The 24,475-nt window shown below is 67.7% G+C and carries 19 protein-coding genes; 11 read left to right on the forward strand and 8 right to left on the reverse strand.

Annotation, left to right across the window (positions count from 1 at the left end):
• Positions 1-3 precede the first annotated feature (3 nt).
• Complete coding sequence (locus KHB019_RS00950; protein ID WP_337457908.1) at positions 4-681, reverse strand: DedA family protein; 678 nt, start codon at positions 679-681, stop codon at positions 4-6.
• Between the two features lie 32 nt (positions 682-713).
• Between KHB019_RS00950 and KHB019_RS00955 the strand changes: the two genes are divergently transcribed.
• The 6 genes from KHB019_RS00955 (at position 714) to KHB019_RS00980 (ending at position 9,475) form a co-directional block, all read left to right on the forward strand.
• Complete coding sequence (locus KHB019_RS00955) at positions 714-2,042, forward strand: anthranilate synthase component I family protein (protein WP_337457909.1); 1,329 nt, start codon at positions 714-716, stop codon at positions 2,040-2,042.
• 13 nt (positions 2,043-2,055) lie between these two features.
• The gene (leuS, locus tag KHB019_RS00960; protein WP_230102915.1) at positions 2,056-4,635 is read left to right on the forward strand and encodes a leucine--tRNA ligase; all 2,580 of its coding nucleotides are present in this window, start codon (positions 2,056-2,058) and stop codon (positions 4,633-4,635) included.
• Positions 4,636-4,743: 108 nt separating this feature from the next.
• Entirely contained in the window at positions 4,744-5,340 is a 597-nt protein-coding gene (locus KHB019_RS00965) for a helix-hairpin-helix domain-containing protein (protein ID WP_230102914.1), read from the forward strand.
• Complete coding sequence (locus KHB019_RS00970) at positions 5,337-7,679, forward strand: ComEC/Rec2 family competence protein (protein WP_337457910.1); 2,343 nt, start codon at positions 5,337-5,339, stop codon at positions 7,677-7,679. Before KHB019_RS00965 ends, KHB019_RS00970 begins: the two co-directional genes overlap by 4 nt.
• 10 nt (positions 7,680-7,689) lie before the next feature.
• Positions 7,690-8,742 (forward strand): DNA polymerase III subunit delta, encoded by a 1,053-nt coding sequence (gene holA / locus KHB019_RS00975; RefSeq protein ID WP_230102912.1) that lies wholly within the window; start codon positions 7,690-7,692, stop codon positions 8,740-8,742.
• Positions 8,743-8,791: 49 nt separating this feature from the next.
• The gene (locus tag KHB019_RS00980) at positions 8,792-9,475 is read left to right on the forward strand and encodes a histidine phosphatase family protein (protein ID WP_337457911.1); all 684 of its coding nucleotides are present in this window, start codon (positions 8,792-8,794) and stop codon (positions 9,473-9,475) included.
• Between the two features lie 55 nt (positions 9,476-9,530).
• Here the strand turns inward: KHB019_RS00980 and rpsT are convergent, their stop codons facing one another.
• Positions 9,531-9,791, reverse strand: coding sequence for a 30S ribosomal protein S20 (gene rpsT, locus KHB019_RS00985; protein ID WP_230102910.1), 261 nt, complete (start codon positions 9,789-9,791; stop codon positions 9,531-9,533).
• Between the two features lie 198 nt (positions 9,792-9,989).
• On the opposite strand from rpsT, the gene KHB019_RS00990 reads away from it, so the two are divergent.
• Positions 9,990-11,339 carry a GH1 family beta-glucosidase gene (locus KHB019_RS00990; protein WP_337457912.1) on the forward strand — a complete coding sequence of 450 codons (1,350 nt, stop codon included), beginning with the start codon at positions 9,990-9,992 and terminating at the stop codon, positions 11,337-11,339.
• Positions 11,336-12,628 carry an MFS transporter gene (locus KHB019_RS00995; RefSeq protein ID WP_337457913.1) on the forward strand — a complete coding sequence of 431 codons (1,293 nt, stop codon included), beginning with the start codon at positions 11,336-11,338 and terminating at the stop codon, positions 12,626-12,628. The genes KHB019_RS00990 and KHB019_RS00995 overlap by 4 nt, the downstream gene beginning before the upstream one ends.
• On the opposite strand, the gene KHB019_RS01000 is transcribed toward KHB019_RS00995, so the two are convergent.
• The 5 genes from KHB019_RS01000 to KHB019_RS01020 all read right to left on the reverse strand — a co-directional run bounded on the left by KHB019_RS01000 (position 12,552) and on the right by KHB019_RS01020 (position 19,048).
• A complete protein-coding gene (locus KHB019_RS01000; protein ID WP_337457914.1) occupies positions 12,552-13,301 on the reverse strand; it encodes an alpha/beta fold hydrolase in 750 nt (249 codons plus the stop codon). The two genes, KHB019_RS00995 and KHB019_RS01000, sit on opposite strands and share 77 nt — an antisense overlap.
• A gap of 68 nt (positions 13,302-13,369) precedes the next feature.
• Positions 13,370-15,076, reverse strand: a complete 1,707-nt coding sequence (locus KHB019_RS01005) for an ABC transporter family substrate-binding protein (protein ID WP_230102906.1) — start codon at positions 15,074-15,076, stop codon at positions 13,370-13,372.
• Positions 15,077-15,207: 131 nt separating this feature from the next.
• The gene (locus KHB019_RS01010) at positions 15,208-17,136 is read right to left on the reverse strand and encodes an ABC transporter ATP-binding protein (protein ID WP_337457915.1); all 1,929 of its coding nucleotides are present in this window, start codon (positions 17,134-17,136) and stop codon (positions 15,208-15,210) included.
• Positions 17,133-18,062, reverse strand: coding sequence for an ABC transporter permease (locus KHB019_RS01015; RefSeq protein WP_337457916.1), 930 nt, complete (start codon positions 18,060-18,062; stop codon positions 17,133-17,135). The genes KHB019_RS01010 and KHB019_RS01015 overlap by 4 nt, the downstream gene beginning before the upstream one ends.
• A 2-nt stretch (positions 18,063-18,064) precedes the next feature.
• Positions 18,065-19,048 carry an ABC transporter permease gene (locus KHB019_RS01020; protein WP_230102903.1) on the reverse strand — a complete coding sequence of 328 codons (984 nt, stop codon included), beginning with the start codon at positions 19,046-19,048 and terminating at the stop codon, positions 18,065-18,067.
• A gap of 234 nt (positions 19,049-19,282) precedes the next feature.
• Between KHB019_RS01020 and lepA the strand changes: the two genes are divergently transcribed.
• From lepA to hemW, 3 genes are read left to right on the forward strand one after another with little or no spacing between them, the layout of a single operon-like run.
• A complete protein-coding gene (lepA, locus tag KHB019_RS01025) occupies positions 19,283-21,133 on the forward strand; it encodes a translation elongation factor 4 (RefSeq protein ID WP_325472145.1) in 1,851 nt (616 codons plus the stop codon).
• 51 nt (positions 21,134-21,184) lie between these two features.
• Positions 21,185-21,838, forward strand: a complete 654-nt coding sequence (locus KHB019_RS01030) for a DUF1990 family protein (protein ID WP_230102901.1) — start codon at positions 21,185-21,187, stop codon at positions 21,836-21,838.
• Positions 21,838-23,055 carry a radical SAM family heme chaperone HemW gene (gene hemW / locus KHB019_RS01035; protein ID WP_337457917.1) on the forward strand — a complete coding sequence of 406 codons (1,218 nt, stop codon included), beginning with the start codon at positions 21,838-21,840 and terminating at the stop codon, positions 23,053-23,055. Before KHB019_RS01030 ends, hemW begins: the two co-directional genes overlap by 1 nt.
• Here hemW and KHB019_RS01040 read toward each other — a convergent pair.
• A complete protein-coding gene (locus KHB019_RS01040) occupies positions 23,052-24,467 on the reverse strand; it encodes a carboxylesterase/lipase family protein (RefSeq protein ID WP_337457918.1) in 1,416 nt (471 codons plus the stop codon). The two genes, hemW and KHB019_RS01040, sit on opposite strands and share 4 nt — an antisense overlap.
• Between the last annotated feature and the right edge of the window lie 8 nt (positions 24,468-24,475).

Consider the following 24,475-nt stretch of genomic DNA (forward strand, 5'->3'; position numbering starts at 1 on the left):
CCTTCAGTCTTTCATGTCGGAGGTGGGAGTCTCGTCGGTCTCGACCGCGCGCATGTGGCGCGCTTCCCACTTCCCGAGCAGCTTCTTTCCAAGGAGCACCAGCAGGGCGAACACCACGATCACGCCGACGAACACGTAGCCCGCGAAGTGCACGCGGTCGACGAGTTCGCGGAAACCGCCGGCGGCGAGGGACGTGACGCTCACGTAGGCGGCGGCCCATAGGAGGCATGCCGGCGCCGTCCAGGCGAGGAAGCGGCGGTAGGAGTAGCTGCTCATGCCCACCGTGAGGGGGACGAGCGAGTGGAGCACCGGCAGGAAGCGGGAGAGGAAGATGGCGAGCCCGCCGCGGCGCTCCAGGTACAGTTCGGCACGCGTCCAGTTCGCCTCGCCGATCCTCCGGCCGCCCCAGGAACGGCGGATACGAGGGCCGAGCCAACGGCCGAGCCAGAATCCGATGCTCTCGCCGATCAGTGCGCCGACGACCACGGCGACGACCATCGCGATGGCTTCGACCGGACCGTCGACGCCCATGGACGCGATGATGACGATCGTGTCGCCGGGGACGATGAGGCCGATGAGGATGCTGGTCTCGAGCATGACGGCGAGCCCGGCGATGAGAGTGCGGGCGATCGGATCCACCGCCTGCACGGCATCCAGGATCCACAGCAGGAAGTCGTCCACGCAGACGAGAATACGCACCCTACGCTGAGATCGTGCTCCGTGAACGGTTCGACCTGTCGCAGCGCTTCCGCGCGCTCGCAGCCGAGCATGCGAACGTTTTCTGGTTGGATGCCGGTGTCGGAGCCGCGGAGGGGTGGAGCTTTCTCGGTACGGGGCTTCCGGATGCCGGGGGACCGGGGCATGTGCGGCTCGATGTCGCGGTTGCCTCTGATGACGGGCCGCCGTTCCGCAACGGCTGGATCGGCTGGCTCGACTATGAGTCGGGGGCGCAGCGGGCCGGGGCACCCGCTGCTGCGTCAGAGGGCGGGCCGGCATGGCTGCGCGTCACCTCGGCCGTCGCCGTGGAACACTCCAGCGGTGCCGTGTGGCAGTTGCAGGATGCGGAGTCCGAGTGGCTTCGACTCCCCGTGTCGGTGAGCGAGCGAAGCGAGACGAAACGCATTGAGGGAGCGGAGCGAGACGAAACGTTCACGCCGACCGCAACGGCATCCGCCCGTCACACGCCGGACGAGTACGCGGACCTGATCGAACGCTGCCGGGACGCCATCCGCGCCGGCGACGCATATCAACTGTGTCTGACGACGCGATTCGATGTACCCGGCGCCCACGACCCCGTCGACGCCTACATCCGCCTGCGCGAAACGACACCTGCACACCACGGCGGCTTCGTGCGGATCGGGGGACGGGCGCTGCTGAGCGCGAGCCCGGAGACGTTCCTCCACGCCTCGGGCGGAGTGATCCGCACTCGTCCCATCAAGGGCACGCGTCCTCGGGGGGCAGATGCGGCATCGGACGCCGCGCTCGCGGCGGAACTCCTCGCGAGCCCCAAGGAGCGCGCAGAGAACGTCATGATCGTCGACCTCATGCGCAACGACCTGTCGCAGGTGTGCCGGCCAGGATCCATCCGTGTCGACGGGCTCTGGGCGGTCGAGTCCTATCCCGCGGTCCACCAGCTCGTGAGCACGGTGAGCGGGTCGGCCGTCGAGGGTCTGACGACGGAGGCGCTGTGGGATGCCGCGTTCCCCGCAGGCAGCATGACAGGAGCGCCGAAGCTGTCGGCGATGACGCTGCTGCATGCCTTCGAGACCGGCCGGCCGCGGGGGATCTACAGCGGTTGCTTCGGCTACGTCGGCGCCGACGGCGCCGTGGATCTGGCGATGGTGATCCGCAGCATCGTTGTCGACGACGCCCATGCTGTCGTCGGCGCCGGCGGCGGCATCACCTGGGGATCGATCGCGGCCGATGAGATCGACGAGGTCGCGACCAAGGCCAGGGCGCCCCTCGCGGCGCTGGGTGCGGAGCTTCCGGAGGCCTGGCGCCGCAGGCGATCCGATATCCTGGAAGTTCCTGACTTTCCCTGAGATTGGCCATTCGTTGTCTGAATTCTCCGCTGCCTCCGCCGAGCCCGTCGACGAGTCGTCGACGCCGCACGCCATCCAAGCCAAGTGGCAGAAGTACTGGGCCGACAATGACACCTTCCTCGCGGGGGGAGCGGACGACCGTCGACCGCGCAAGTTCGTGCTGGCGATGTTCCCGTACCCGTCCGGCGACCTGCACATGGGCCACGCCGAGAACTACCTGTACTCCGACATCGTGGCGCGCTTCTGGCGTCACCGCGGCCACAACGTCCTGAACCCGATCGGGTGGGACTCGTTCGGTCTGCCGGCCGAGAACGCGGCCATCCGCCGTGGCGCCGACCCGCGCGAGTGGACCTACCAGAACATCGATCAGCAGAAGACGGGCTTCAAAGCGTACGGCGTCTCGTTCGACTGGACGCGTGAGCTGCACACGTCCGACCCCGAGTACTACCGGTGGAACCAGTGGCTCTTCCTGCAGCTGCACGATCGAGGGCTCGCCTACCGCAAGAAGAGTCCGGTCAACTGGTGCCCCAACGACCAGACGGTGCTCGCGAACGAGCAGGTCGTCGACGGGCGCTGCGAGCGCTGCGGCGCCGAGGTCATCAAGAAGAAGCTGACCCAGTGGTACTTCAAGATCACGGAGTACGCCGACCGTCTGCTCGATGACCTCAATCAGCTCGAGGGTCGCTGGCCGCACAAGGTGCTGCAGATGCAGCGCAACTGGATCGGCCGTTCGATCGGCGCCGACGTGGACTTCCGCATCGAAGGCCGCGACGAGCCGGTGACCGTTTTCACGACGAGGCCCGACACGCTGCACGGCGCGACGTTCTTCGTCGTCGCCCCCGATGCAGACCTGGCTTCAGAACTCGTGGCCGACGCGTCCGATGAGGTGCAGGAGCGTTTCCGGAGCTACCTCGCCGACGTCCAGAAGACCACCGACATCGACCGGCAGTCGACTGATCGCCCGAAGACCGGCGTATTCCTGGAGCGCTTCGCAGTCAACCCGGTCAACGGCGAGAAGCTGCCGATCTGGGCTGCCGACTACGTGCTCGCCGACTACGGCCACGGCGCCGTCATGGCGGTGCCGGCGCACGACCAGCGCGACCTCGACTTCGCGCGCGCCTTCGACCTGCCGGTCAAGGTCGTCGTCGACACGACTGCTCCCATCACCGGCGCGATGCCCGTGATCGACGTCGACGAGGACGGCGTGCCGATCGAGCCCGCTGAGGCTCTCGACGAGCAGCACCCGGCATCCACCGGTGTCGCCCTGTCCGGCGAGGGCCGGATGATCAACTCCGGCGATCTGAACGGCCTGTCCAAGCGCAACGCCATCGCGCGCGCCATCGAGCAGCTCACCGCTGCAGGCACCGGCCGCGCGGCGAAGAACTACCGTCTGCGCGACTGGCTGATCTCGCGTCAGCGCTTCTGGGGCACGCCGATCCCGATGCTGCACCATGAGGACGGCGCCGTGACCCCCGTCCCCGCCGACCAGCTGCCCGTGAAGCTGCCGAGCGTCGAGGGACTGGACCTGTCGCCGAAGGGCTCATCGCCGCTCGGAGCAGCCGAGTCGTGGGTGCGCACCGTCGATCCGGCGTCCGGTGAGCCGGTGCTGCGCGACGCGGACACGATGGACACGTTCGTCGACAGCTCGTGGTACTTCCTGCGCTTCCTGTCTCCGAACAGCGAGGAGTTCGCGTTCGACCCGGCCGAGGCGTCGCGCTGGGCTCCCGTCGACAGCTACATCGGCGGCGTCGAGCACGCGATCCTGCACCTGCTTTACGCGCGATTCATCACGAAGGTGCTCTTCGACATGGGGCTGATCGACTTCACCGAGCCGTTCAGCAGCCTGATCAACCAGGGCATGGTGATCCTCGACGGCGCGAAGATGTCCAAAAGCAAGGGCAATCTCGTGCTGTTCCAGGAGGAACTCGACAAGTACGGCGCCGACGCGCTGCGTGTCGGACTCGCCTTCGCCGGCCCTGTGGAGGACGACAAGGACTGGGCGGACGTGTCGACCACTGGCGCGCAGAAGTTCCTCGCCCGCGCGCTGCGCCTGAGCCACGAGGTGTCCAGCCCGGTCGACGTGCTGTTCAAGGACGGCGATGCCGCGCTGCGCCGCGGCACGCACAAGCTGCTTGCCGAAGCGCCAGCGCTCGTAGAGCAGACGAAGTTCAACGTGCTCGTCGCACGCCTCATGGAACTGGTGAACCTCACGCGCAAGACCGTGGACACGGGCGCCGGCGCTGGAGACCCCGCCGTCCGGGAGGCCGTGGAGACCGTCGCCGTCATGCTCGACCTCATCGCCCCGCACACGGCGGAGGAGATGTGGGAGACGCTCGGTCACGAGCCGTCCGTCGGTCTGGTCACGTGGCGTCAGGCGGATCCAGCGCTGCTCGTCGAGGACACCATCACCGCTGTCGCACAGGTGAACGGCAAGGTGCGGGCACAGCTCGAGGTGCCGGCCAAGATCACCGCCGACGAGCTCGAGGCGCTGGCTCGCGCCGATGAGCGCGTCATCCGGTCGATCGGCGACAAGGAGATCGTCAAGGTGATCGTCCGCGCGCCGAAGCTGGTGAACTTCGCCGTCAAGGGCTGAGGGCCCTGCAGCGGAGCCGCTCTGCACATCCGGCACGAACCACGGGTTCTTCACCGAACCGGCTGTTCACGGCATCCGACGATTCCTGACCCGTCCTAGCGTTGCGGGGTGCCAGCGACTGAAACCGCGTCCGCTCCGCGTGCGCGTCTGCGGCTGAGCATCGGCGCGGCCGTCGTGCTCGGCCTCGTCGTGCTGTCGGGAGCCGTGGGGCTCGGGATCATGCGCGGGCAGGCGCAGCCGACGCAGACCGTGCAGATCGACGCATCCGACGGCGAGGTCACCGCGGGCGGCGAGCTGTACGTGCACGTGCTCGGGCAGGTTTCGCATCCAGGATTGTACGTACTCGAGCCCGATGCCAGGGTCGTCGATGCGCTTGCAGCTGCCGGAGGCACGCTCGACGACGCCGATCTTCAGGCGGTGAACCTCGCGCGTCTGCTCAGCGACGGCGAACAGCTCGTCGTCCCGGTGGCCGGAGCAGTCGAGGACGGAGGCGGATCGGAACCCGTCGGCGATGGACTCATCGACCTCAACAATGCCGACCAGGCCGCGTTGGAGACGCTGCCGCGCATCGGGCCAGCCATAGCCCAGCGCATCATCGACTGGCGGGAGACGAACGGACGGTTCGGTTCCGTCGACGACTTGCTCGCCGTGCCGGGGATCGGCGAGAAGCTTCTGGCAGGCTTGCGCGATCTGGTGCGGGTGTGAACGGCGCGACGCGGGTGCGCGACCTGCGACTTGTGCCGCTCGCCCTCTTCGTGTGGGGCGTCGCCCTGATCTGCGTGTTCGTGCCGCAGGCGTCCTGGTGGTGCGCCGGTCTCGCGCTGATCGGCGGGCTGTGGACGCTGTTTCTGATGTTCCGGCGGGGGCGAACGCGGGCACGCGGCGGCCTCGGGGCGGTCATCGTGCTGGGCATGGCCGCAGCCGCGATGACAGCGGGCTTCGCCGTGCCGCAGCGAGACGCCGCAGCAGAACTCGACGGACGCGTGATCGAGATGATCGGCGAGATCACCTCGTCGGCCTCGGTCGGCAGCGACGGCCGACTGTGGTTCGACGTGCAGTCCATCAGGGCGGGCACGCTGGGGGCACCGGAGTCGCTCGCTGTGCCGATGCGGGTCGGGGTCGAACCAGAGCCCGGGTTCGACCTGGGAGCGGTCATCCGCGTCACCGGCGATGCGATGGCGACGGATGCGGGCGAGCGGGCAGCCGCGGTCGTGTTCGGGATGCGGGTGGAGATCCTGCAGTCCGCTCAGGGCGTCTTCGGCATCGCATCGCAGGTGCGTGAGGACTTCGTGGAGCGCGCGACGAGGCTGCCCGAACCGGGTGCGGGCCTGTTGCCGGGGCTCGCCGTCGGCGACACGCGCGCGGTGTCGGAAGAGCTCGGCGCGGCGATGCTCACGAGCGGGCTGAGCCACCTCACGGCCGTGAGCGGAGCGAATTGTGCGATCGTCGTCGGTGCCGTGTTCTGGCTGGTGGCACTGTGCGGCGGCGGCCGCGGATCGCGCGTCGCGCTCGCGCTGACGGCTCTGACCGCGTTCGTGGTGCTCGTGACACCGGAGCCCAGCGTGATCCGCGCATCGGTGATGGCGGCACTGGCGATGCTGACGCTGCTCTGCGGCAGGCCGAGTGCCGGCATCAGCGTGCTGTGCCTCGCGGTGACCGGCATCCTCGTCTCGGATCCGTGGCTCGCGACGACGCCGGGCTTCGCGCTCTCGGCGGCAGCCACCGCGGCACTCATCGTGCTCGCCCCGCCGCTCGCGCGCGGGATGTCACGTTGGATGCCGCAGCCCCTCGCTCTCGCCGTCGGGATCCCCGTGGCGGCGCAGCTCGCATGCGGACCGATCATCGCCCTGTTCGCCGAGCAGCAATCGATCATCGGCATCCCGGCGAACATGCTCGCCGACCCCGCCGCTCCCATCGCGACCGTGGTCGGTCTGCTCGCCTGTCTCGCGGCGCCCATTCCTCCGCTCGCGGATCTGTTCGCGGCATCCGCCTGGCTCCCAGCGGCCTGGATCGCGACCACGGCGACCGTGTCGGCCGCGGTCCCCGGCGGCACCGCCCTCGTCGTCCCCGGCATCGGCTCTGCGCTCCTGGTGGCCGTGCTGAGCACGGCGATCGGCATCGCGCTCGCCGGCGCGACCCCGTTCCAGGGCATCGTGGGGCGCTGGTCGCGGCCGGCGTCGTTCGTGGTGCTCATCGTCGCCGGCGGACTGCTCGGTGCGCGATTGCTGCTCACCGGTCCTCTCGTGGCAGCCACGGTTCCGGAGGACTGGTCGATCGCAGCGTGCGACGTCGGGCAGGGGGACGGCCTCGTCGTGCGCTCGGAGGGTCGGATCGCGCTGATCGACACCGGCATGGAACCGGAGCCGATTCAATCGTGCCTCAGCGCGCTGGGCATCGAGCGCATCGACCTGCTGATCCTCACGCACTTCGACGCCGATCACGTCGGCGCCGCCTGGACGCTCGTCGGGCGGGTCGACGCCGTGCTGCACGGCCCCGTCTCCGCACCGGACGACACACGGCTGCTCGGCGAGCTGCAACGCGGCGGGGCGGAGATCATCCGTGCATCCACCGGCATGCACGGGTCCCTCGGCGGGTCGCGATGGCGCGTGCTGTGGCCGAGACCGAACTCGGCCGCGTTCCCCGCCGGCAACGACGCCAGTGTCGTCGTCGAGTTCGACGGCGGGGACGTGCCCCGATCGCTCTTCCTCGGCGATCTGTCCGCGGTTCCGCAGCGGATGCTGGCACAGCAGCTGCGCGGCGCTTACGCGGTGGTGAAGGTGGCGCACCACGGCAGCGCCGACCAGGACCCTGCCCTATATGCGCAGATCCGAGCGCGCATCGCGATCTTCAGCGCCGGCATCGACAACGACTACGGTCACCCGCGGCAGGAGACGATCGCCCTGACAGAAGCCGCGGGAGCGTTGAGCCTGCGCACGGACCTGCAGGGGCGCATCCTGATCGGGGTCGATGACGATGAGCTCGTCGTCTGGACCGAGCGTGCAGACGCCCCTGCCGAGACGGCCGATGTCGACGACCCCGAGTAGGCTCGTATCCATGGCCGCTCCCCGTACCTCATCCCGTGGCGGCGCCGCACGGGGAGGCGCCAAGGCCACCAAGATCCCGCAGGTGCCATGGCGAGAGCCGCGACCCGCTCCGATCGTGCTCGTCTCCGGGCCGGAGGAGGTCTGCGCTGAGCGCGCCATCGCCGGCATCCGCGACTATCTGCGGGCAGAGGACCCGGCACTCGAGGTCAGCGACGTGCGCGCCGACGATTACGCGCCGGGCACGCTGCTGGCGCTGACCTCGCCCTCGTTGTTCGGCGAGCCGCGCCTGGTGCGGGTGGCGGGCGTCGAGCGCTGCACGGATGCTTTCATCCAGGAGGCAGTGTCCTACCTCGATCATCCGCAGGAGGGCGCGACGGTCATCCTCCGCCACACCGGTGCGAGCGTCCGCGGCAAGAAGCTGCTCGACGCCCTCCGATCCGGAACGGGCGGTGGCATCGAGATCGCGTGCCCGACGATCAAACGGGACGGCGACCGCGTGGACTTCGCCGCGGGGGAGTTCGCAGCCGCCCGTCGCCGCATCGCACCGAACGCTCTCCGTGCCCTGGTCTCAGCATTCGCCGACGATCTCACCGAGCTCGCCGCCGCCTGCCAGCAGCTCATCCGCGATGTCGAGGGCGACATCTCCGAAGACACCGTCACGAAGTACTACGGCGGCCGGGTCGAGATCTCAGCTTTCGTCGTCGCGGACACGGCGATCGCCGGTCGTTACGGCGAGGCGCTCGTCGCTCTGCGGCACGCGCTCGACTCCGGTGCCGACCCCGTGCCCATGGTCGCGGCATTCGCGATGAAGCTGCGCACGATGGCGCGAGTCGCAGGGCAGCGCGAACCGAGCCGCAGTCTCGCGCAGCGCCTGGGCATGAAGGATTGGCAGGTCGACCGCGCGCGCCGCGATCTCAGCGGTTGGAACGAGCGGTCCCTCGGGCTCGCCATCCAGGCGACCGCCAGGGCGGACGCCGAGGTCAAGGGTGCCGCGCGTGATCCGATCTTCGCGCTCGAGCGCATGGTCACCGTGATCGCGACCCGCGCTCCCTTCGGGGAGTGACCTCCCGCACAGCATCCTGGGCCGACGGACCGCCGCTTAGGCTGGCGGTATGCGACTCCTTCTGATCCGGCACGGCCAGACCCCCAGCAACGTGATCGGAGCCCTCGACACCGCGCGCCCTGGTGCGGGCCTCAGCGCCCTCGGCCAGGCACAGGCCGCGGCGATTCCGCGAGTCCTCGAGCGCGAGCGGATCGACGGGGTGTACGCGTCCGTGCTGACACGGACTCAGCTCACAGGTCGGCCTCTCGCCAGGGCCCGTGGCCTCGGCATCCGAGTCCGCGAGGGGCTCGAGGAGATCTCGGCGGGCGACTTCGAGATGCGCAACGACGCGGAGGCCGTCCAGGCGTACGTCACAGCGGGGTGGAGTTGGATCCGGGGTGATCTCGCGCACGCGGTCTCCGGCGGCGAGACGGGGCACGATTTCTTCGCCCGCTACGACGCGGCGATCGCGGAGATCGCAGAGCAGCACGAGACGGCTGCTGTCGTCAGCCACGGTGCGGCGATCCGTGTCTGGGCGGCACGGACAGCCGCGAACGTCGATGATGAGACCGCCGCGCACCGGCGACTGCACAACACCGGCATGTGCGTTCTCGAGGGCGACTCGGACAGCGGCTGGGAGCTGCGCGAGTGGCGCGAAGACCCTCTCGGAGGCATCGACCTCGAAGACCAGCTCGCCCACGACGTCACCGGCGAGCCGGAAGAGGCCGAAGCGGTGATCGAGTCACAGTCCTAGGAAACACTGGAGGCCCGCCCCGCGAACGGGACGGGCCTCCAGGGATGACTTCAGCTCAGAGAGCGGCGACCTGCTTGGCGATCGAGGACTTGCGGTTCGCAGCCTGGTTCTCGTGGATGACGCCCTTGCTGACGGCCTTGTCGAGCTTCTTCGAGGTGACCTTCAGCGAAGCCTCTGCGGCGGCCTTGTCGCCGTTGGCGATGGCCTCGCGAGTGCTGCGGACGAGGGTCTTGAGCTCGGACTTCACAGCCTTGTTGCGGATGCGAGCCTTCTCGTTGGTCTTGTTGCGCTTGATCTGCGACTTGATGTTTGCCACGCGTGGAAGCTTTCGTTCAGTGATGGATGGGAAGTGTCGTGGGCAGGAAGAGGGCTGCCGTCCGACGGTCGTGAGGGACGAACCCACACGCAAGCCAAGAATCGAGTCTACCAGGTCTGCGCGCGATCCATTGCGCGTCGCTCGCGCCGGACGATTCGGATGCGGCAAGCTGGGCGTACCCGAGCGAAGGAGCTCCGAATGGCGGATGCGTCGACCCTGAGTCCCCGTGTGCCCACTGGCGTGCGATGGTCAGCCGCCACAGCGGCGTTTCAGATCGAAGGCGCCCGCGCAGAGGATGGCCGCGGCCGCTCGATCTGGGACGACTTCGTCGACACCGCAGGGCGGATCCGAGACGGTTCGACGGCCGAACCAGGGCCGGACAGCTATCACCGCAGCGACGAGGACATCGCCCTGCTGCGCGATCTCGGAGTCGATCGGTACCGGTTCTCGATCTCGTGGGTGCGGGTGCAGCCGGACGGCACCGGACCGGCGTCCGCGCCCGGCCTCGCGTACTACGACCGACTGGTCGACGGTCTGCTGGAAGCCGGGGTCACGCCGTTCCCGACGCTCTACCACTGGGATCTGCCCGTCGACCTCGAGGCGCAGGGCGGTTGGCTCGCACGCGACACAGCCGAACGCTTCGCAGCCTACGTCGATGTCGTCGCAGCGAGCCTCGGCGATCGGGTGAAGAACTGGTACACGATCAACGAACCCGTCTCGACGACGCTGCAGGGTTACGCGATCGGAGAGCTCGCGCCGGGCCGGCAGCTGCTGTTCGACTCCCTTCCGACCGTGCACCACCAGCTGCTCGCACACGGTCGCGCCGTCGCCGCTCTCCGCGCACGAGGAGCCGGGTCGGTTGGCATCGTGAACAACCACACCGAGGTGCGCCCGGCATCGGAGTCGGACGCGGATCTCACGGCAGCGCACGTGTACGACCTCATCCACAACCGTCTGTTCGCAGATCCGGTTCTCACGGGGGAGTACCCCGATCTCTCAGCGCTCGGCGTCCGGATGCCGATCAGAGACGGCGATATGGACGCCATCGCCACGGCATCGGACTTCTACGGGGTGAACTACTACAACCCGACCACGATCGCCGCCGCACCCGAAGGGTCGCCGGTGCCGTTCGCACAGGTCGCGACGCCCGGACTCGAGCACACCGGCTTCGGCGAGCTGTGGCCGATCGCACCCGAGGGTCTCACCGCGTTCCTCGTCGACGCCGGACAGCGGTACGGCGATGCGTTGCCGCCGATCATCATCGGTGAGAACGGCGCCTCGTTCCCCGAACCCGATCAGGTCGACGGCCCGCTCGACGATGACCGGCGGATCGCCTATCTCGCCAGGCACATCGATGCCGTGGGGGATGCCGTCGCTCAGGGTGTCGACGTCGAGGAGTACACGGTGTGGAGCCTGCTCGACAACTTCGAATGGGCAGACGGCTTCACGCAGCGGTTCGGGCTCGTGCACGTCGATCACGCGAGCTCCCGACGCACGCCGAAAGCGTCGTTCGGCTGGTACCGCGACCTGATCGCGGGTGCCCGGTGAACGCCCTCGCGCCGCGCGGCGGACGCGTGGGCGGACTCTGGCTGACGCTGTTCGGCGTGGCCTGGCTCGCCGTCTGGACGGTGCAGCTCACGCCGGTGCAGCTTCTGCTGCCTCTGCAGCTGGACACGCCTGGCGGGCCGAGTGACTGGATCACCGGAGTCATCTGGTCCGGACTCATCCTCTCGATCGGAGGCCTGGCCGGTGTGATCGCCGGCCCGCTGGCCGGGATGCTGTCCGACTGGACGACGTCGCGCTGGGGGAGGCGGCGCCCGTGGGCGATCGGGGGAACGATGCTGACCGCCGCCTCTCTTCTGCTGACCGGCGCGGCGAGTGACCCGGTTGGCGTCGGTGCAGCCTGGATCGGCGTGTCCGTCGGCATCGCCGTGCTCTCAGCGGCGTTGACGGCGATGATCGCCGATCAGGTGTTCGCGCAGCGCGGCACGGCATCTGCGCTGGTCAGTTCGGCGCAGGCCGTCGGCATCGTCGTAGGCGTCGGCGCCGTCGTTCTGCTCGGCCTCGGCATCGGCGCGAGCTATGTGGCGCTGGCGGGCTTCATCCTCGTCATCGGCGTCGGCACCGCGCTGATCCTGCCCGATCCGCAACCCGCAGTGCGGGTTGCGTCCGCCCACGCTGGCGCGGAGCGACCGACATGGCGACACCGGCTCGGCGCCCTGCAGGACAGGGACTTCGGATGGGTGCTCGCCAGCCGCCTGACGGTGAACCTCGGAAACGCCCTGGGAACGGCGCTGCTGTTGTTCTTCCTGCTCTACGGCGTCGGCTCTCCGGCCGAGAGCGCCGAGGACGACCTGCTGGTGCTCATCGTGATCTACACGATCTTCGTGGTGGTGGCATCCCTCATCGCCGGAGCGATCTCGGACCGCACGGGCAGACGCAAGTCCATCGTCATCATCGCCGCGCTCATCCAGGCGCTGTCGGCGGTCATGATCCTGGTGTCTCCCACGTTCATCGGCACCGCGATCGCCGCCGCCGTCATGGGCGTCGGGTACGGCGCCTACATGGCGGTGAGCCTGGCGTTCGCGACGGATCTGCTGCCGCGTCCTGAGCACCACGCCCGCGACCTGGGAGTCGTGAACGTCTCGGCGAGCCTCGGTCAGCTGCTCGGGCCGCTGCTCGGTGCGGGCCTTGTCGCACTCGTCGGCGGATTCTGGCTGCTGTTCCTGGCAGCCGGTGTGCTGTCGGTGCTCGGTGCGATCATGACGGTCGCGGTGCGTCCTGCACGGGCGCCTTCTGATCCAGCGTCGCGATCGCCACATCCAGCAGAGCGTTGAACACGCGGGGCCGCATGGCCGTGACGAGGTGTGAGGTCCGTGGCACCACGATGAGCTCGGAGTGCGGGGCGAGCCGACGGAACAGGCGCTCCTGCATCCGCAGCTGATCGAACTGACCGTTGATCCACCACACCGGCATCGTCAGGCGCTCAAGGTCCGCGGCCAGGTCCAGTGCGCCCAGACTCCCGAGAGCGATGTCCTGGGCATCCAGCGCGTAACCGCCTGCGGCGAAGTCCGGCCGCGTCGCCTCGGGGATCGTCGCCCGGAGCACGCGGTTGGTGAGCCACATGCCACGGTCGGGCAGGGAGTCGAATGCACGCGCGAGCGTGCGGTAGGTGGCAAGGCCCGCACCGCGGGGGAACGCCGTGCACGATGCGCCGATGAATGCGGACACCGGGGGAGCGGCCTCCGATCCGGCGTACGCCACAGACACCAGGCCGCCCATGGAGTGCCCTGCGAGCAGCACGGGGCCTCGCGTCGCGGCATCCCGCACCGCATCGTCGATGGTCGTGAACGCGCCGTCCAACGTGAAGGTCTCGGCCATGCGCGAGCCGTGTCCTGGCAGATCCACCGCTTCCGCAGAGATGCCACGTTCGGCGAGGTGGGCCAGTTGCGAACGCCACATCGTGCGCGACGTGCGGATGCCGTGCACGAGGACGACCTGGACGTTCATGGTCACAGCATACGAAGAGGCGGGGCCGCAGGAAGAACCTGCGACCCCGCCTCTGCTGTCAGAAGTGCTTACTTCTCCCAGCCCACGTTCTCCACCGGCTGGACGCCGAAGCCGTCCAGGCCCACGTAGGGCTCAGGGGTGAGGTTCGCAAGACCGGTCTTGACCGCCGAGATCGACGGACCGTTGTAGAGCGGGATGAGGCCCCACTCCTGGAAGATCTCCGCCTCGAGCTTCATGGCCGCAGCCGTCTGCTCGTCAGCGGTCGGCAGGGACTCGACCTCATCGTGGATGCGCTGGTCGGTCTCCTCGTTCTGAACACCCGAGAGGTTCAGGCCCATGTCCATGCAGTACAGCTGGCAGAACCAGGCGGCACCGAACGGGTCGGACGAGGTGAAGCGCAGCGACGAGACGTCCCAGTTCTTCGAGGTGTAGTCGGCCGAGAAGTCGGTCGACGGGCGGATGTCGATCTGAAGGTCGATGCCGACCTCCTTCATCTGCGCCTGCAGAGCCTTCGCGAGCGCCTCAGCGGTCGCGTCGTCGCTCCACACGGGGTAGACGACGGAGAGCTTCTCGCCGTCCTTCTCGCGGACACCGTCCTCGCCCTCGGCCCAGCCGGCGTCATCGAGAAGCTTCTTGGCTGCGTCGGGGTCGTACTTCCAGCCGGCCTCTTCCAGCGCGTTGGAGTAACCGGGCTGGAACGGGAACAGCGTCAGGGACCCTGCGGGCTCCTCTTCGTAGTCCAGACCGTTCCAGGCGATCTCCTTCTGCTGGTCGATGTTGATCGCCTTGAAGAACGCCTCGCGGACCTTGACGTCCGAGAACTGCGGCTTGTCGGCGTCGACCTGGATCAGCGTGTTCGCGGTCTGCGTGGCACGGTAGATCGTGATGTCATCCATGTCCTTGACCTGCTCGAGGCGGTCCTTGGTGTTGACACCGACCATGTCGATCTCGTCAGCCTTGAAGGCGTTGATGGAAGCCGCGGCGTCCATGCCCTGGAAGGAGACCTTGTCGAGCAGCGGCTCGTTGCCCCACCACTCCTCGTTCGGGACGAACGAGATGTAGTCGGAGTTCGCGTCGAACTCGTCGACCTTGTACGGACCGGCGCCCCACTCGGGGTGCGGGTTGTCGATCATGGCCGTGTTGAAGGTCTCGGGGTCGGCCAGGGCGGGGTGGATGATGCCCGTCAGGAACGGCATCTCCGGCCATGCGAACTCGCCGTCGAACGTCACGATCGCCGTCTTGGCGGAGTCGCCCTGCTCGACCGAGGTGATGGCCTTGTAGCCGTCGGTCGCGTTCGGGTTGAACGCCTCGTCGGTGCCGTTGTTGGCCTTCCACGTGGCCTCGATGGCGGTCCAATCCATGTCGGTGCCGTCGTTCCAGTGCGCCTCATCCGTGAAGGTGAAGGTGATCTGGGTGTTGCCGTCGACCGTGTCGATCTTCCACTCGTCGAGGTACGCGTCGTTCTTGTACGGCGTTCCGTCGGCTTCCTGCAACAGAATCTGCGGGGTGTACCACGCCGCGACGCGGGCAGTGTCAGCAGAACCGTCTCCGTTGAACGCGTTCAGCTGCTCCGGGATCTCGTTGATCGGGAAGCGAACCTCTCCGCCCGTCTGGAGCGCGTCGCGCTCCTGCGGGTTGTAGTCCGCCGCCTTGGTCTCGACGGGCTCATTGCCGCTGTCACCGTTGTCGTCTCCGGTGCCAGCTGCACAGCCCGCGAGGGCAAGTGCGAGGGCTCCGCTGAACGCGATCGCCCCCATCAGCTTGTGCTGCTTCATGGTGCTCCTTTCGCCTTTCGGCGTGTCATAAGGCGAGAATAGTTCGCACCGTCGCCGAATTGGCCTGCGCAGAGTGAATCGCGCCTAACTGTTATCGGACGGTGACCGAGCGTTACTGGCCGTTAACAATCTCAGTGCGCGACGGGCTCGGCCTGCATCGTGTCGGCGTTGAAGATCAGTCGCTCGCGGCTGCGTTCGATGTCGGGATCGGGCACCGGGATGGCCGAAAGCAGTGCCTGGGTGTACGGATGCTTCGGATTTTCGAAGATCTCGTCCACATCGCCGTGCTCGACGAAGTCGCCCAGGTACATGACTGCGACGCGATCGGCGATGTGCCGGATCACGGACAGATCGTGCGCGACGAACAGGTACGACAGGCCCAGCTTGACCTTCAACTCGTCGAGAAGATTGATCACGCCGGCCTGGATCGACACATCCAGAGCCGAGACCGGCTCGTCGAGCACGATGATCTTCGGGTTGGTCGACAGAGCCCGGGCGATGCCGATGCGCTGGCGCTGACCACCGGAGAACGCACCCGGGAAGCGATCGATGTGCGCCGGGTTGAGGCCGACGATGTCCATCAGCTCCTTGACGCGGCGGTGGACCTCGTCCTTCGGCGTGCCGATGGCGCGCAGCGGCTCGGCGATCACATCGGCGACGGTCATACGAGGGTCGAGGGCGCCCATCGGGTCCTGGAACACGATCTGGATGTCGCGGCGGACCTCACGCTCCACCTTGCGGCTCGTGATGTCGTTCACGCTGGTGCCGTTGATGATGATGTCGCCGTCGTTCTGCTTGACCAGATCCATGATCTGCAGCAGGGTCGTGGTCTTGCCCGAACCGGACTCGCCGACGATCGCCATCGTCTCGCCCTCGCGGACATCGAAGGTGACGTTCTTGACGGCGTGGACCTCGCCCACCTTGCGCTTGAGGAACGCGCCCTTGAGAAGGGGGAACGACTTGTTCAGGTTGCGCACGTCGAGGGTGACCGGACGCTGCTCGCGCGGCGTGCGCGTCAGAGCGCTCTCGGGCGCCTCGCGGACCGGGTACACCGGCAGACCGCCGATGATGCCGCCGTCGGTGATCTCGTCTGCACGGATGCACGCCACCTGGTGCGCGGCGCCGGTGCCGGTCGCGACCTCGACGAGGTCGGGCTCGCGGGTTCGGCACGCGTCGATCGCGATCGGGCAGCGGTCGGCGAACGGGCAGGCGTCGGGGAGGTTGATCAGCAGAGGAGGGTTGCCCTTGATCGGTACCAGCGGCTCCTTCTCGGCCTTGTCGACGCGAGGGATCGCGCCGAGCAGACCGATCGAGTACGGCATCCGCGTGTGATGGAACAGCTCGCCGACCGGCGCGTGCTCGATCGGCTTGCCCGCGTACATCACCATGACGTCGTCCGCCATGCGCGCCACCACGCCCATGTCGTGGGTGATCATGATGGTCGCGGCGCCCGTCTCCTGCTGCGCCTTCTCGATCAGATCGAGGATCTGCGCCTGGATGGTGACGTCGAGAGCCGTGGTCGGCTCGTCGGCGATGATGAGCTTCGGATTGTTCGCCATCGCGATGGCGATGACCACGCGCTGGCGCATGCCGCCGGAGAACTCGTGCGGGAAGCCCTTCATGCGCTTCTCCGGCTGCGGGATTCCGACGAGCGTCAGCAGCTCGATCGAGCGATCCCAGGCCTGCTTCTTGGTGAGGCCGCGGTGCACGGTGAGCGCCTCGATCAGCTGATCGCCGATCGTGAACACGGGGGTGAGGGAGGTCAGCGGGTCCTGGAAGATCATCGCGAGGCCGTTGCCGCGGATGACCGACATCTGCTTGTCCGACTTGCCCAGGAGCTCCTGGCCGTCGTAGATGATCGAGCCTGTGACCTTGGCGTTCTCGTCGAGGAGGCCCATGATCGCGAGCGAGGTCACGGACTTTCCGGATCCGGACTCGCCGACGATGCCGAGGGTCTTGCCCTCTTCGAGGTCGAAGGAGACGCCGCGGACGGCATCCACTCGTCCTGCTTCCGAGGCGAAGCTGACCTTGAGATCGCGAACCGAGATGATGGCGCTCATGCGCGGCCTCCTGCAGCAGAGGTGGGATCGAGGGCGTCGCGCAGACCGTCGGACACGAGTGCCATCGAGACGGTGAGCAGCGTCAGCGCCGCAGCGGGGAAGTAGAAGAGCCAGGGTGCGCTCGTGATGGTGTTCGCGCCGGAGCCGATCAGCGAGCCGAGCGACACGTCGGGGATCTTCACACCGAAGCCGATGAACGACAGACCCGTCTCGGCCATCACGGCCCCGACGATGCCGAGCGTGAAGTTGATGACCAGCAGCGATCCGATGTTCGGGATCAGGTGGCGCAGCACGATCTTGAAGCCGCCCACGCCCATGTAGCGCGAAGCGTGCACGTACTCGCGCTCGCGAAGGGAGAGCGCGGTGGTCCACACGACGCGGGCGGGGAAGTACCAGCCCGTCACGAAGATCATGATCAGTGCGATCACTCGCCAGTCACCACCGGAGCGGTTGGAGAGCAGCGAGAGGATGAGGAAGCTGGGGACCACCATCATGAAGTGGATCACCAGGAGGGTGATCTTCTCGGTGCGGCCGCCGAAGTACGCGGCGGCCGTGCCGATGATCGCCGAGAGGATCGTCGTTCCCAGCGAGACCGAGACGGCGATCATGAGCGAGCGCTGCAGTCCGATGGCGACCTGGGCGAAGGTGTCGTTGCCCGAGGCCGTCGTGCCGAACCAGTGCTCCGCCGACGGCGGGCTTCCCAGGTTCAGGAAGTCGAGCTCGATGTGGTCGTACTTCGCGATGAGCGGTCCGACGATCGCGAAGACCACGAGCAGCAGGAAGATGATGATGCCGCCGACGGCGGGCTTGTTGCGCATGAAGCGCCGGGTGTACAGCGTCCACTTCGACAGCGGCTTGCCGCCCGAGGTCTTCTCGGGCGCGGGGTCTGCGGCGACGGTGACGGTGGGGTCGATCAATTCACTCATGCTCAGCTCACCCTCACTCGCGGGTCGAGGACCACGACGATGATGTCGGAAAGGATCGCGCCGATGGCGACCATGACGGCGCTGAACGCGGCGACAGCCACCACACCGTTGATATCGCTCTTGACGATCGTCTCGATGAAGTACTTGCCCATGCCGTTCCAGGCGAAGATCGTCTCGGTCAGGATCGCGCCGGTGAAGATTCCGGGGATGCTGAACGCGACCTGGGTCGCCACCGGGATGAGCGACGTGCGCAGCGCGTGCTTGCGGATGGCCTGCTGCTTAGTCAGGCCCTTCGCGCGTGCGGTGCGCACGTAGTCGGCGTTGATGTTGTCCAGCAGCAGGGTGCGCTGCAGGAAGTGCGTGCCGGCGTAGCCGGTGATCACCAGCGCGATGGTCGGCAGCGTGACGTGCTGGAGCTTGTCTATGAGGACAGGGAAGAAGCCCTCCACCCCCTTGCTCGAGGAGCCGGTGACGAAGAAGATGCGCGCGTCGAACAGATCGTTGATCGCGATCGCCAGCAGCACGAGGCCGAGGGCCGCGACGATGACGTTGATGTTCATCGTGATGATCGAGGTCGCCTGGCCGATGCGGTCGGCGAGCTTGTACTGGCGGGATGCGGTGTAGACGCCGAGCGCGATGCCGAGCACGGTCATGATCACCGTGGCGCCGAGCACGAGCTCTGCGCTGACCCACATGCGGTAGCCGATCTGCTCGTTGATCGAGCCGCCGGTGGGGCTCACGCCCCAGTCCCAGCGGAAGAGGATGGAGCTGAACCAGTTCCACCATCGCTCCCAGATCGGGACGGTGTCACTGAGGTTGCGTGGCTTCAGGAGGTTGACGATCTGCTCTTCGCTGAGCGGAGGGCGTCGACCGACGAAGTTGTTCCGGGGGTTGAGGAAGCCCCAAGCCAGGAAGAACGTGATGTTGGTCGCCACCACGATCATCAGCAGCCAGCCGAGGAATCGGCGCAGGAGATACTTGATCAAGGGTGATGTCTTTCTCTTTGCAGGCGCGCTCGGGATCGGCCGACGCAACGCTGAGTCGGATGTATTCAAACACCTCAGACTCGATTGTGCGAATGATCCTGCCGGCGACTGGCACGGAGTCGGGTTGCAACTGACACTCGGTTTCGCCGATCTGTGCAGGGCAACCTCGCGAGACTATCACCGGTTTTCCACGAATCGAGCATCAGGGTCCCCTGACCGTAGACTGCAGGAGACATGTCTCCACGCGCTCTCACTCCGCTCTCGCCTGCCGCGACGCCGCCGGCTCAGATTCGGAATTTCTGCATCATCGCCCACATCGATCACGGCAAGTCGACCCTCGCGGACCGCATGCTTCAGATCACCGGGGTGGTGTCCGACCGCGACATGCGCGCCCAGTACCTCGACCGGATGGACATCGAGCGCGAGCGCGGCATCACGATCAAGAGCCAGGCCGTTCGGATGCCGTGGGCAGCCGATGGCGAGACGTTCGCGCTGAACATGATCGACACACCCGGCCACGTCGACTTCACCTACGAGGTCTCGCGCTCTCTCGCCGCCTGCGAGGGAGCGATCCTCCTGGTGGACGCGGCGCAGGGGATCGAGGCGCAGACGCTCGCGAACCTCTACCTCGCACTCGAGAACGACCTCCACATCATCCCGGTGCTGAACAAGATCGACCTCCCTGCCGCCGACCCCGACCGTTTCGCCAAGGAGCTCGCAGACCTCATCGGCGGCAAGCCGGAGGACGTGCTCCGCGTGTCGGGCAAGACCGGCGTCGGCGTCGAGGAACTGCTCGACCGCATCATCCAGGACATCCCGGCACCGGTGGGGGACGCCGATGCTCCGGCGCGTGCGATGATCTTCGACTCGGTCTACGACGCGTACCGCGGTGTTGTGACCTACGTGCGCATGATCGACGGCAACCTCTCGCCGCGAGAGCGCATCCAGATGATGTCGACCCACGCGAACCACGAGCTTCTGGAGATCGGGGTGTCCAGCCCTGAGCCGATCCCGTCGAAGGGACTCGGCGTCGGCGAGGTGGGCTATCTCATCACCGGTGTGAAGGACGTCCGCCAGTCGAAGGTCGGCGACACCGTGACGACGAGCCGCGACGGCGCGACTGAGGCACTTGCCGGCTACACGGACCCGAAGCCCATGGTGTTCTCGGGCATCTATCCGATCGACGGCAGCGACTACGCGGAGCTGCGCGAGGCGCTCGACAAGCTGAAGCTGTCCGACGCCTCGCTGCAATACGAGCCGGAGACCTCGGTGGCGCTCGGCTTCGGCTTCCGCTGCGGGTTCCTGGGGCTGCTGCACCTCGAGATCATCACCGAGCGGCTCAGCCGCGAGTTCGGCCTCGACCTCATCACCACCGCGCCGAGCGTGATCTACGAGGTCACGACCGACACGGGTGAGACCGTCACCGTCACGAACCCGAGCGAGTACCCGGACGGGCGAGTCGCTTCGGTCTCGGAGCCGATGGTGAAGACCGCGATCCTGCTGCCCAAGGACTATGTCGGCACCGTGATGGAACTGTGCCAGTCGCGTCGCGGGTCGCTGCTCGGGATGGAGTACTTCTCCGAGGAGCGCGTCGAGCTGCGGTACATGATGCCTCTGGGCGAGATCGTGTTCGACTTCTTCGACCACCTGAAGTCCAAGACGCAGGGCTACGCGAGCCTCGACTACGAGCCCGCAGGTCAGCAGGCTGCTGATCTGGTGAAGGTGGACGTCCTGCTGCAGGGCGACAAGGTCGACGCGTTCAGCGCGATCGTGCACCGCGACAAGGCCTACGCGTACGGCACTCTGATGACCGAGCGGCTGCGCAAGCTCATCCCTCGGCAGAACTTCGAGGTGCCGATCCAGGCCGCCATCGGCGCTCGGATCATCGCCCGCGAGACCATCCGCGCGCTCCGCAAGGACGTGCTCGCCAAGTGCTACGGCGGTGACATCAGCCGTAAGCGGAAGCTCCTCGAGAAGCAGAAGGAGGGCAAGAAGCGGATGAAGATGGTCGGTCGCGTCGAGGTCCCTCAGGAGGCGTTCATCGCAGCGCTCTCGGGCGACGTCGACGGCAAGGACAAGAAGTAGGGCGCGCCCCGTCCGGGGCGGCGTTCAGGTAACGCAAGTAGTCTGGATCTCATGCGGCGCGGGACTTTCCGAGACGACACGGTCGACTATGCGGCCGTCGGGGCAACGCATGCCCCTGACCTGATGCAGTATCCGCCGGAGCGCAGCATCCCGGCCGAGGAGACCTGGCGACTGGGCAGCGGCGAGGAGCGATTCCGCACCGCCGGCGACGCCCTCCTGTCGTGGACGGCGCAGCGTGCGGCGGGCCTGTCGGTCGAAGACGTGCGACCCGCGTCGGGTCCGGCATACTCCGGTGTCGACTTCGACGCCGAGGGGAATCCGATCGCCCCCAGCAGGCGCGAAGTCGAACAGCGCTTCGACGCCGAGGGCACACCGTTCGCCGGCCCTGGCATGACCCTGCATCTGCGCGGCAGGATCTCCGGAATGCGCGCCGACGCGGAGCTGCGGGTGATCTCGGTCACGGAGGAAGCACGACGCATCGGCCTCGTGCTCGGAACCGTCGGCGGTTCGGTCGTGAGCGGCGAAGAGCTGTTCGACATCGCGTGGCATGAGGACACGGACGAGGTCTGGTTCACCGTTCGCGCCTTCGACGCGCCGAACTCCGTGACATACCGATTCCTGCCCTGGCTCATCAAGCGGCGCCGCAAGGAGCTGTTCGCACGCTATCTGCGTGCGATCTCTCCGCTGTACGCGACTCCGCTCTGATGGCCGGACCACTTCCGATCGGGGATCCGGCGCCGGTCGACGGCCGACTTCCGGTGGACCTCCCCGTCGACGCGAGCGTGCCGTTCTCGGCTTACCTGCATGTGCCGTTCTGCCGGGTCCGCTGCGGATACTGCGACTTCAACACCTACACGTCCAGTGAGCTGCGAGGAGCTCGGCAGGACGATTACGCGGATACTCTCGCAGCCGAGATCGACCTCGCACATCGGGTGCTCGGGGAGGCCGGTGCGCTGCGCCCCATGGACACGGTGTTCTTCGGCGGCGGGACGCCGACTCTTCTGCCCCCGGGGGACCTCGCTCGGATGCTTGATGCCGCGGTCTCGGCGTTCGGCATCGCCCAGGGCGCAGAGGTGACGGTCGAGGCGAATCCCGACACGGTGACGCCGGCAGTCGCCAGGACGCTGGCGGATGCCGGTGTCACGCGGCTCTCGGTCGGGATGCAGTCGGCCGTGCCGCACGTGCTCGCCGCGCTCGACCGCACCCACCAGCCGGGCAACGTGCGCACGGCGGTGGATGCCGCGAAGGATGCTGGTCTCGCCGTCAGCGTGGACCTCATCTACGGGGCGCCCGGCGAGTCACTCGCCGACTGGGAGGCGTCATTGGATGCCGCGACCGTGCTCGAGTCCGATCACATCTCGGCGTACGCGCTCATCATCGAGGACGGCACCAAGCTCGCCAGGCAGATCCGCCGCGGCGAGGTGCCGGCGCCGGACGACGATCTGCAGGCGGACATGTACGAGCTGGCCGACGAGCGGCTGGCAGCCGCCGGGTTCGACTGGTACGAGGTCAGCAACTGGGCGCGCACCGTCGACCAGCGCTCGCGCCACAACCTGGCGTACTGGCGGGGGAGCGACTGGTGGGGCTTCGGTCCTGGTGCCCACAGCCACGTCGCAGGACTCCGCTGGTGGAACGTCAAGCACCCCGCGGCATATGCTCAGCGGCTCGCGGCATCCGAATCACCTGCGGCGGGCACCGAGCGGCCAGATGCCCTGTCGCACCTGCTGGAGCGCGTACTGCTGGAGACACGACTCTCGGACGGCATGGCGATCGTCGATCTCCCGGAGGCGAATCGCACACGCGTGGCCGGCCTCATAGCCGACGGGCTCGTGGATGCGGGCGCGGCCATCTCGGGCCGGATCCGGTTGACCCTGAAGGGGCGGCTTCTCGCCGACGCCGTCGTCCGTGAGCTCACCGACTAGGGGAGTAGATCGAGGCTCTCCATCCGCCGCTGCGCCACGGTCTCGGTGCGCGCATCGAACAGGCGGGTGAGGCGGTCGGAGCCGAACGGCTCCCACCCCGGGTCGCCGGACGCGATGAATCGCGTCCACGCGCCGTTCATCTCCAGGCCGAGCGCGCGCGGCGGCTCGAGTCCGGCCATCCGCACGGAGTCCGGGTCGTGCGCTCTCTGAAACACGAAGCCGAGCTCCATGGCGTGCGCCGCTCGCAGGTCGCGGACGGGGCTCCGCCACGCGAACTCGTACACATGGGTCGGCGCCGAGCGGGCGAGCGCCACGCGTGTGGCGGGCGCGCGCAGCAGGAAGTCCGTCGCGATCTGACCGAAGATCTCGCCGGTCGACGCCTCCGGCCATTCGGCGCGGTACGCACGCTCCGCGCGCCCTGGGATGCGGAGAGCCAGCCGGGCGATCAGCAGCTTCGTGCGGGTGATCCCGTCGAGCGCCTCCGGCGGAAACCAGAGTCGGTACTCGTCGGTGTTCGTGCCGATGAGCAGCGGCGTCTCGATCTCGGGGAGCACCTCGTGCGGTGAGCGAGGAAGCGAATCCGGGTCGAGGGCGAGTTGGAAGCCGGGAGCGCCGCCCATCGGCGAGGCTCCGGCCGACTGGACGCGGCGAGCTTCGAGCAGCCGATCAGAGGTCGTGGCGGCGAATGCCGCTCTGGTCGTGGCGATGCCGAGGCGCCGAGCGAGCTGCGCTGTGACGCGACCGGCCTTCGATGCGCTCTGCGCCTGAAGCGGACCGGACTGGATGATCGCACGACGGACGAGCGGACGGCTGTCGTCGCGGGCGAGCAGGGCCGCGACGAGACTGCCGCCCGCTGATTCGCCCATCAGAGTGACCTGCGCCGGTGACCCGCCGAAGGCTGCGATCTCACGGCTCACCCAGGCGAGCGCGGCCGCGGCATCCTGCAGGCCGAGATTGCGCGGAGCATCATCCAGCACCGAGAACCCTTCGGAGCCGAGCCGGTAGTTGATCGACACGAACACGATCCCTGCGCGCGCGAACGCCGCGCCGTCGTAGGTGGGCAGGGCCGCGGCTCCTCGCTCGAAGGCACCGCCGTGGATCCAGAGCACGACGGGCGCACCGTCGGCCTTCTCTGGTGCCCAGACGTTCGCCGTGAGGACGTCATCGCCGTTGATCCGCACCGTGCCGAGCAGTTCGCCGATGGCGCCGGCGTAGGGGAGCTGCGGCGCCGTCGGGCCGAACGCGGTCGCCTCGCGCACGCCGATCCAAGATGCCGCGGGCTGCGGCTCACGGAAGCGGTTCTCGCCGAACGGGGGCGCGGCGTACGGAATGCCGAGGAATCGGCGGACGCCATCGCTCGTCGTGCCGCGAAGGGTACCGGTGCTGATCGTCGCGGTCGCGGTGTCGCTCATGGCGTCAT

It is taken from the genome of Microbacterium sp. KHB019 (genome assembly GCF_037285405.1).
Lineage (GTDB): Bacteria > Actinomycetota > Actinomycetes > Actinomycetales > Microbacteriaceae > Microbacterium.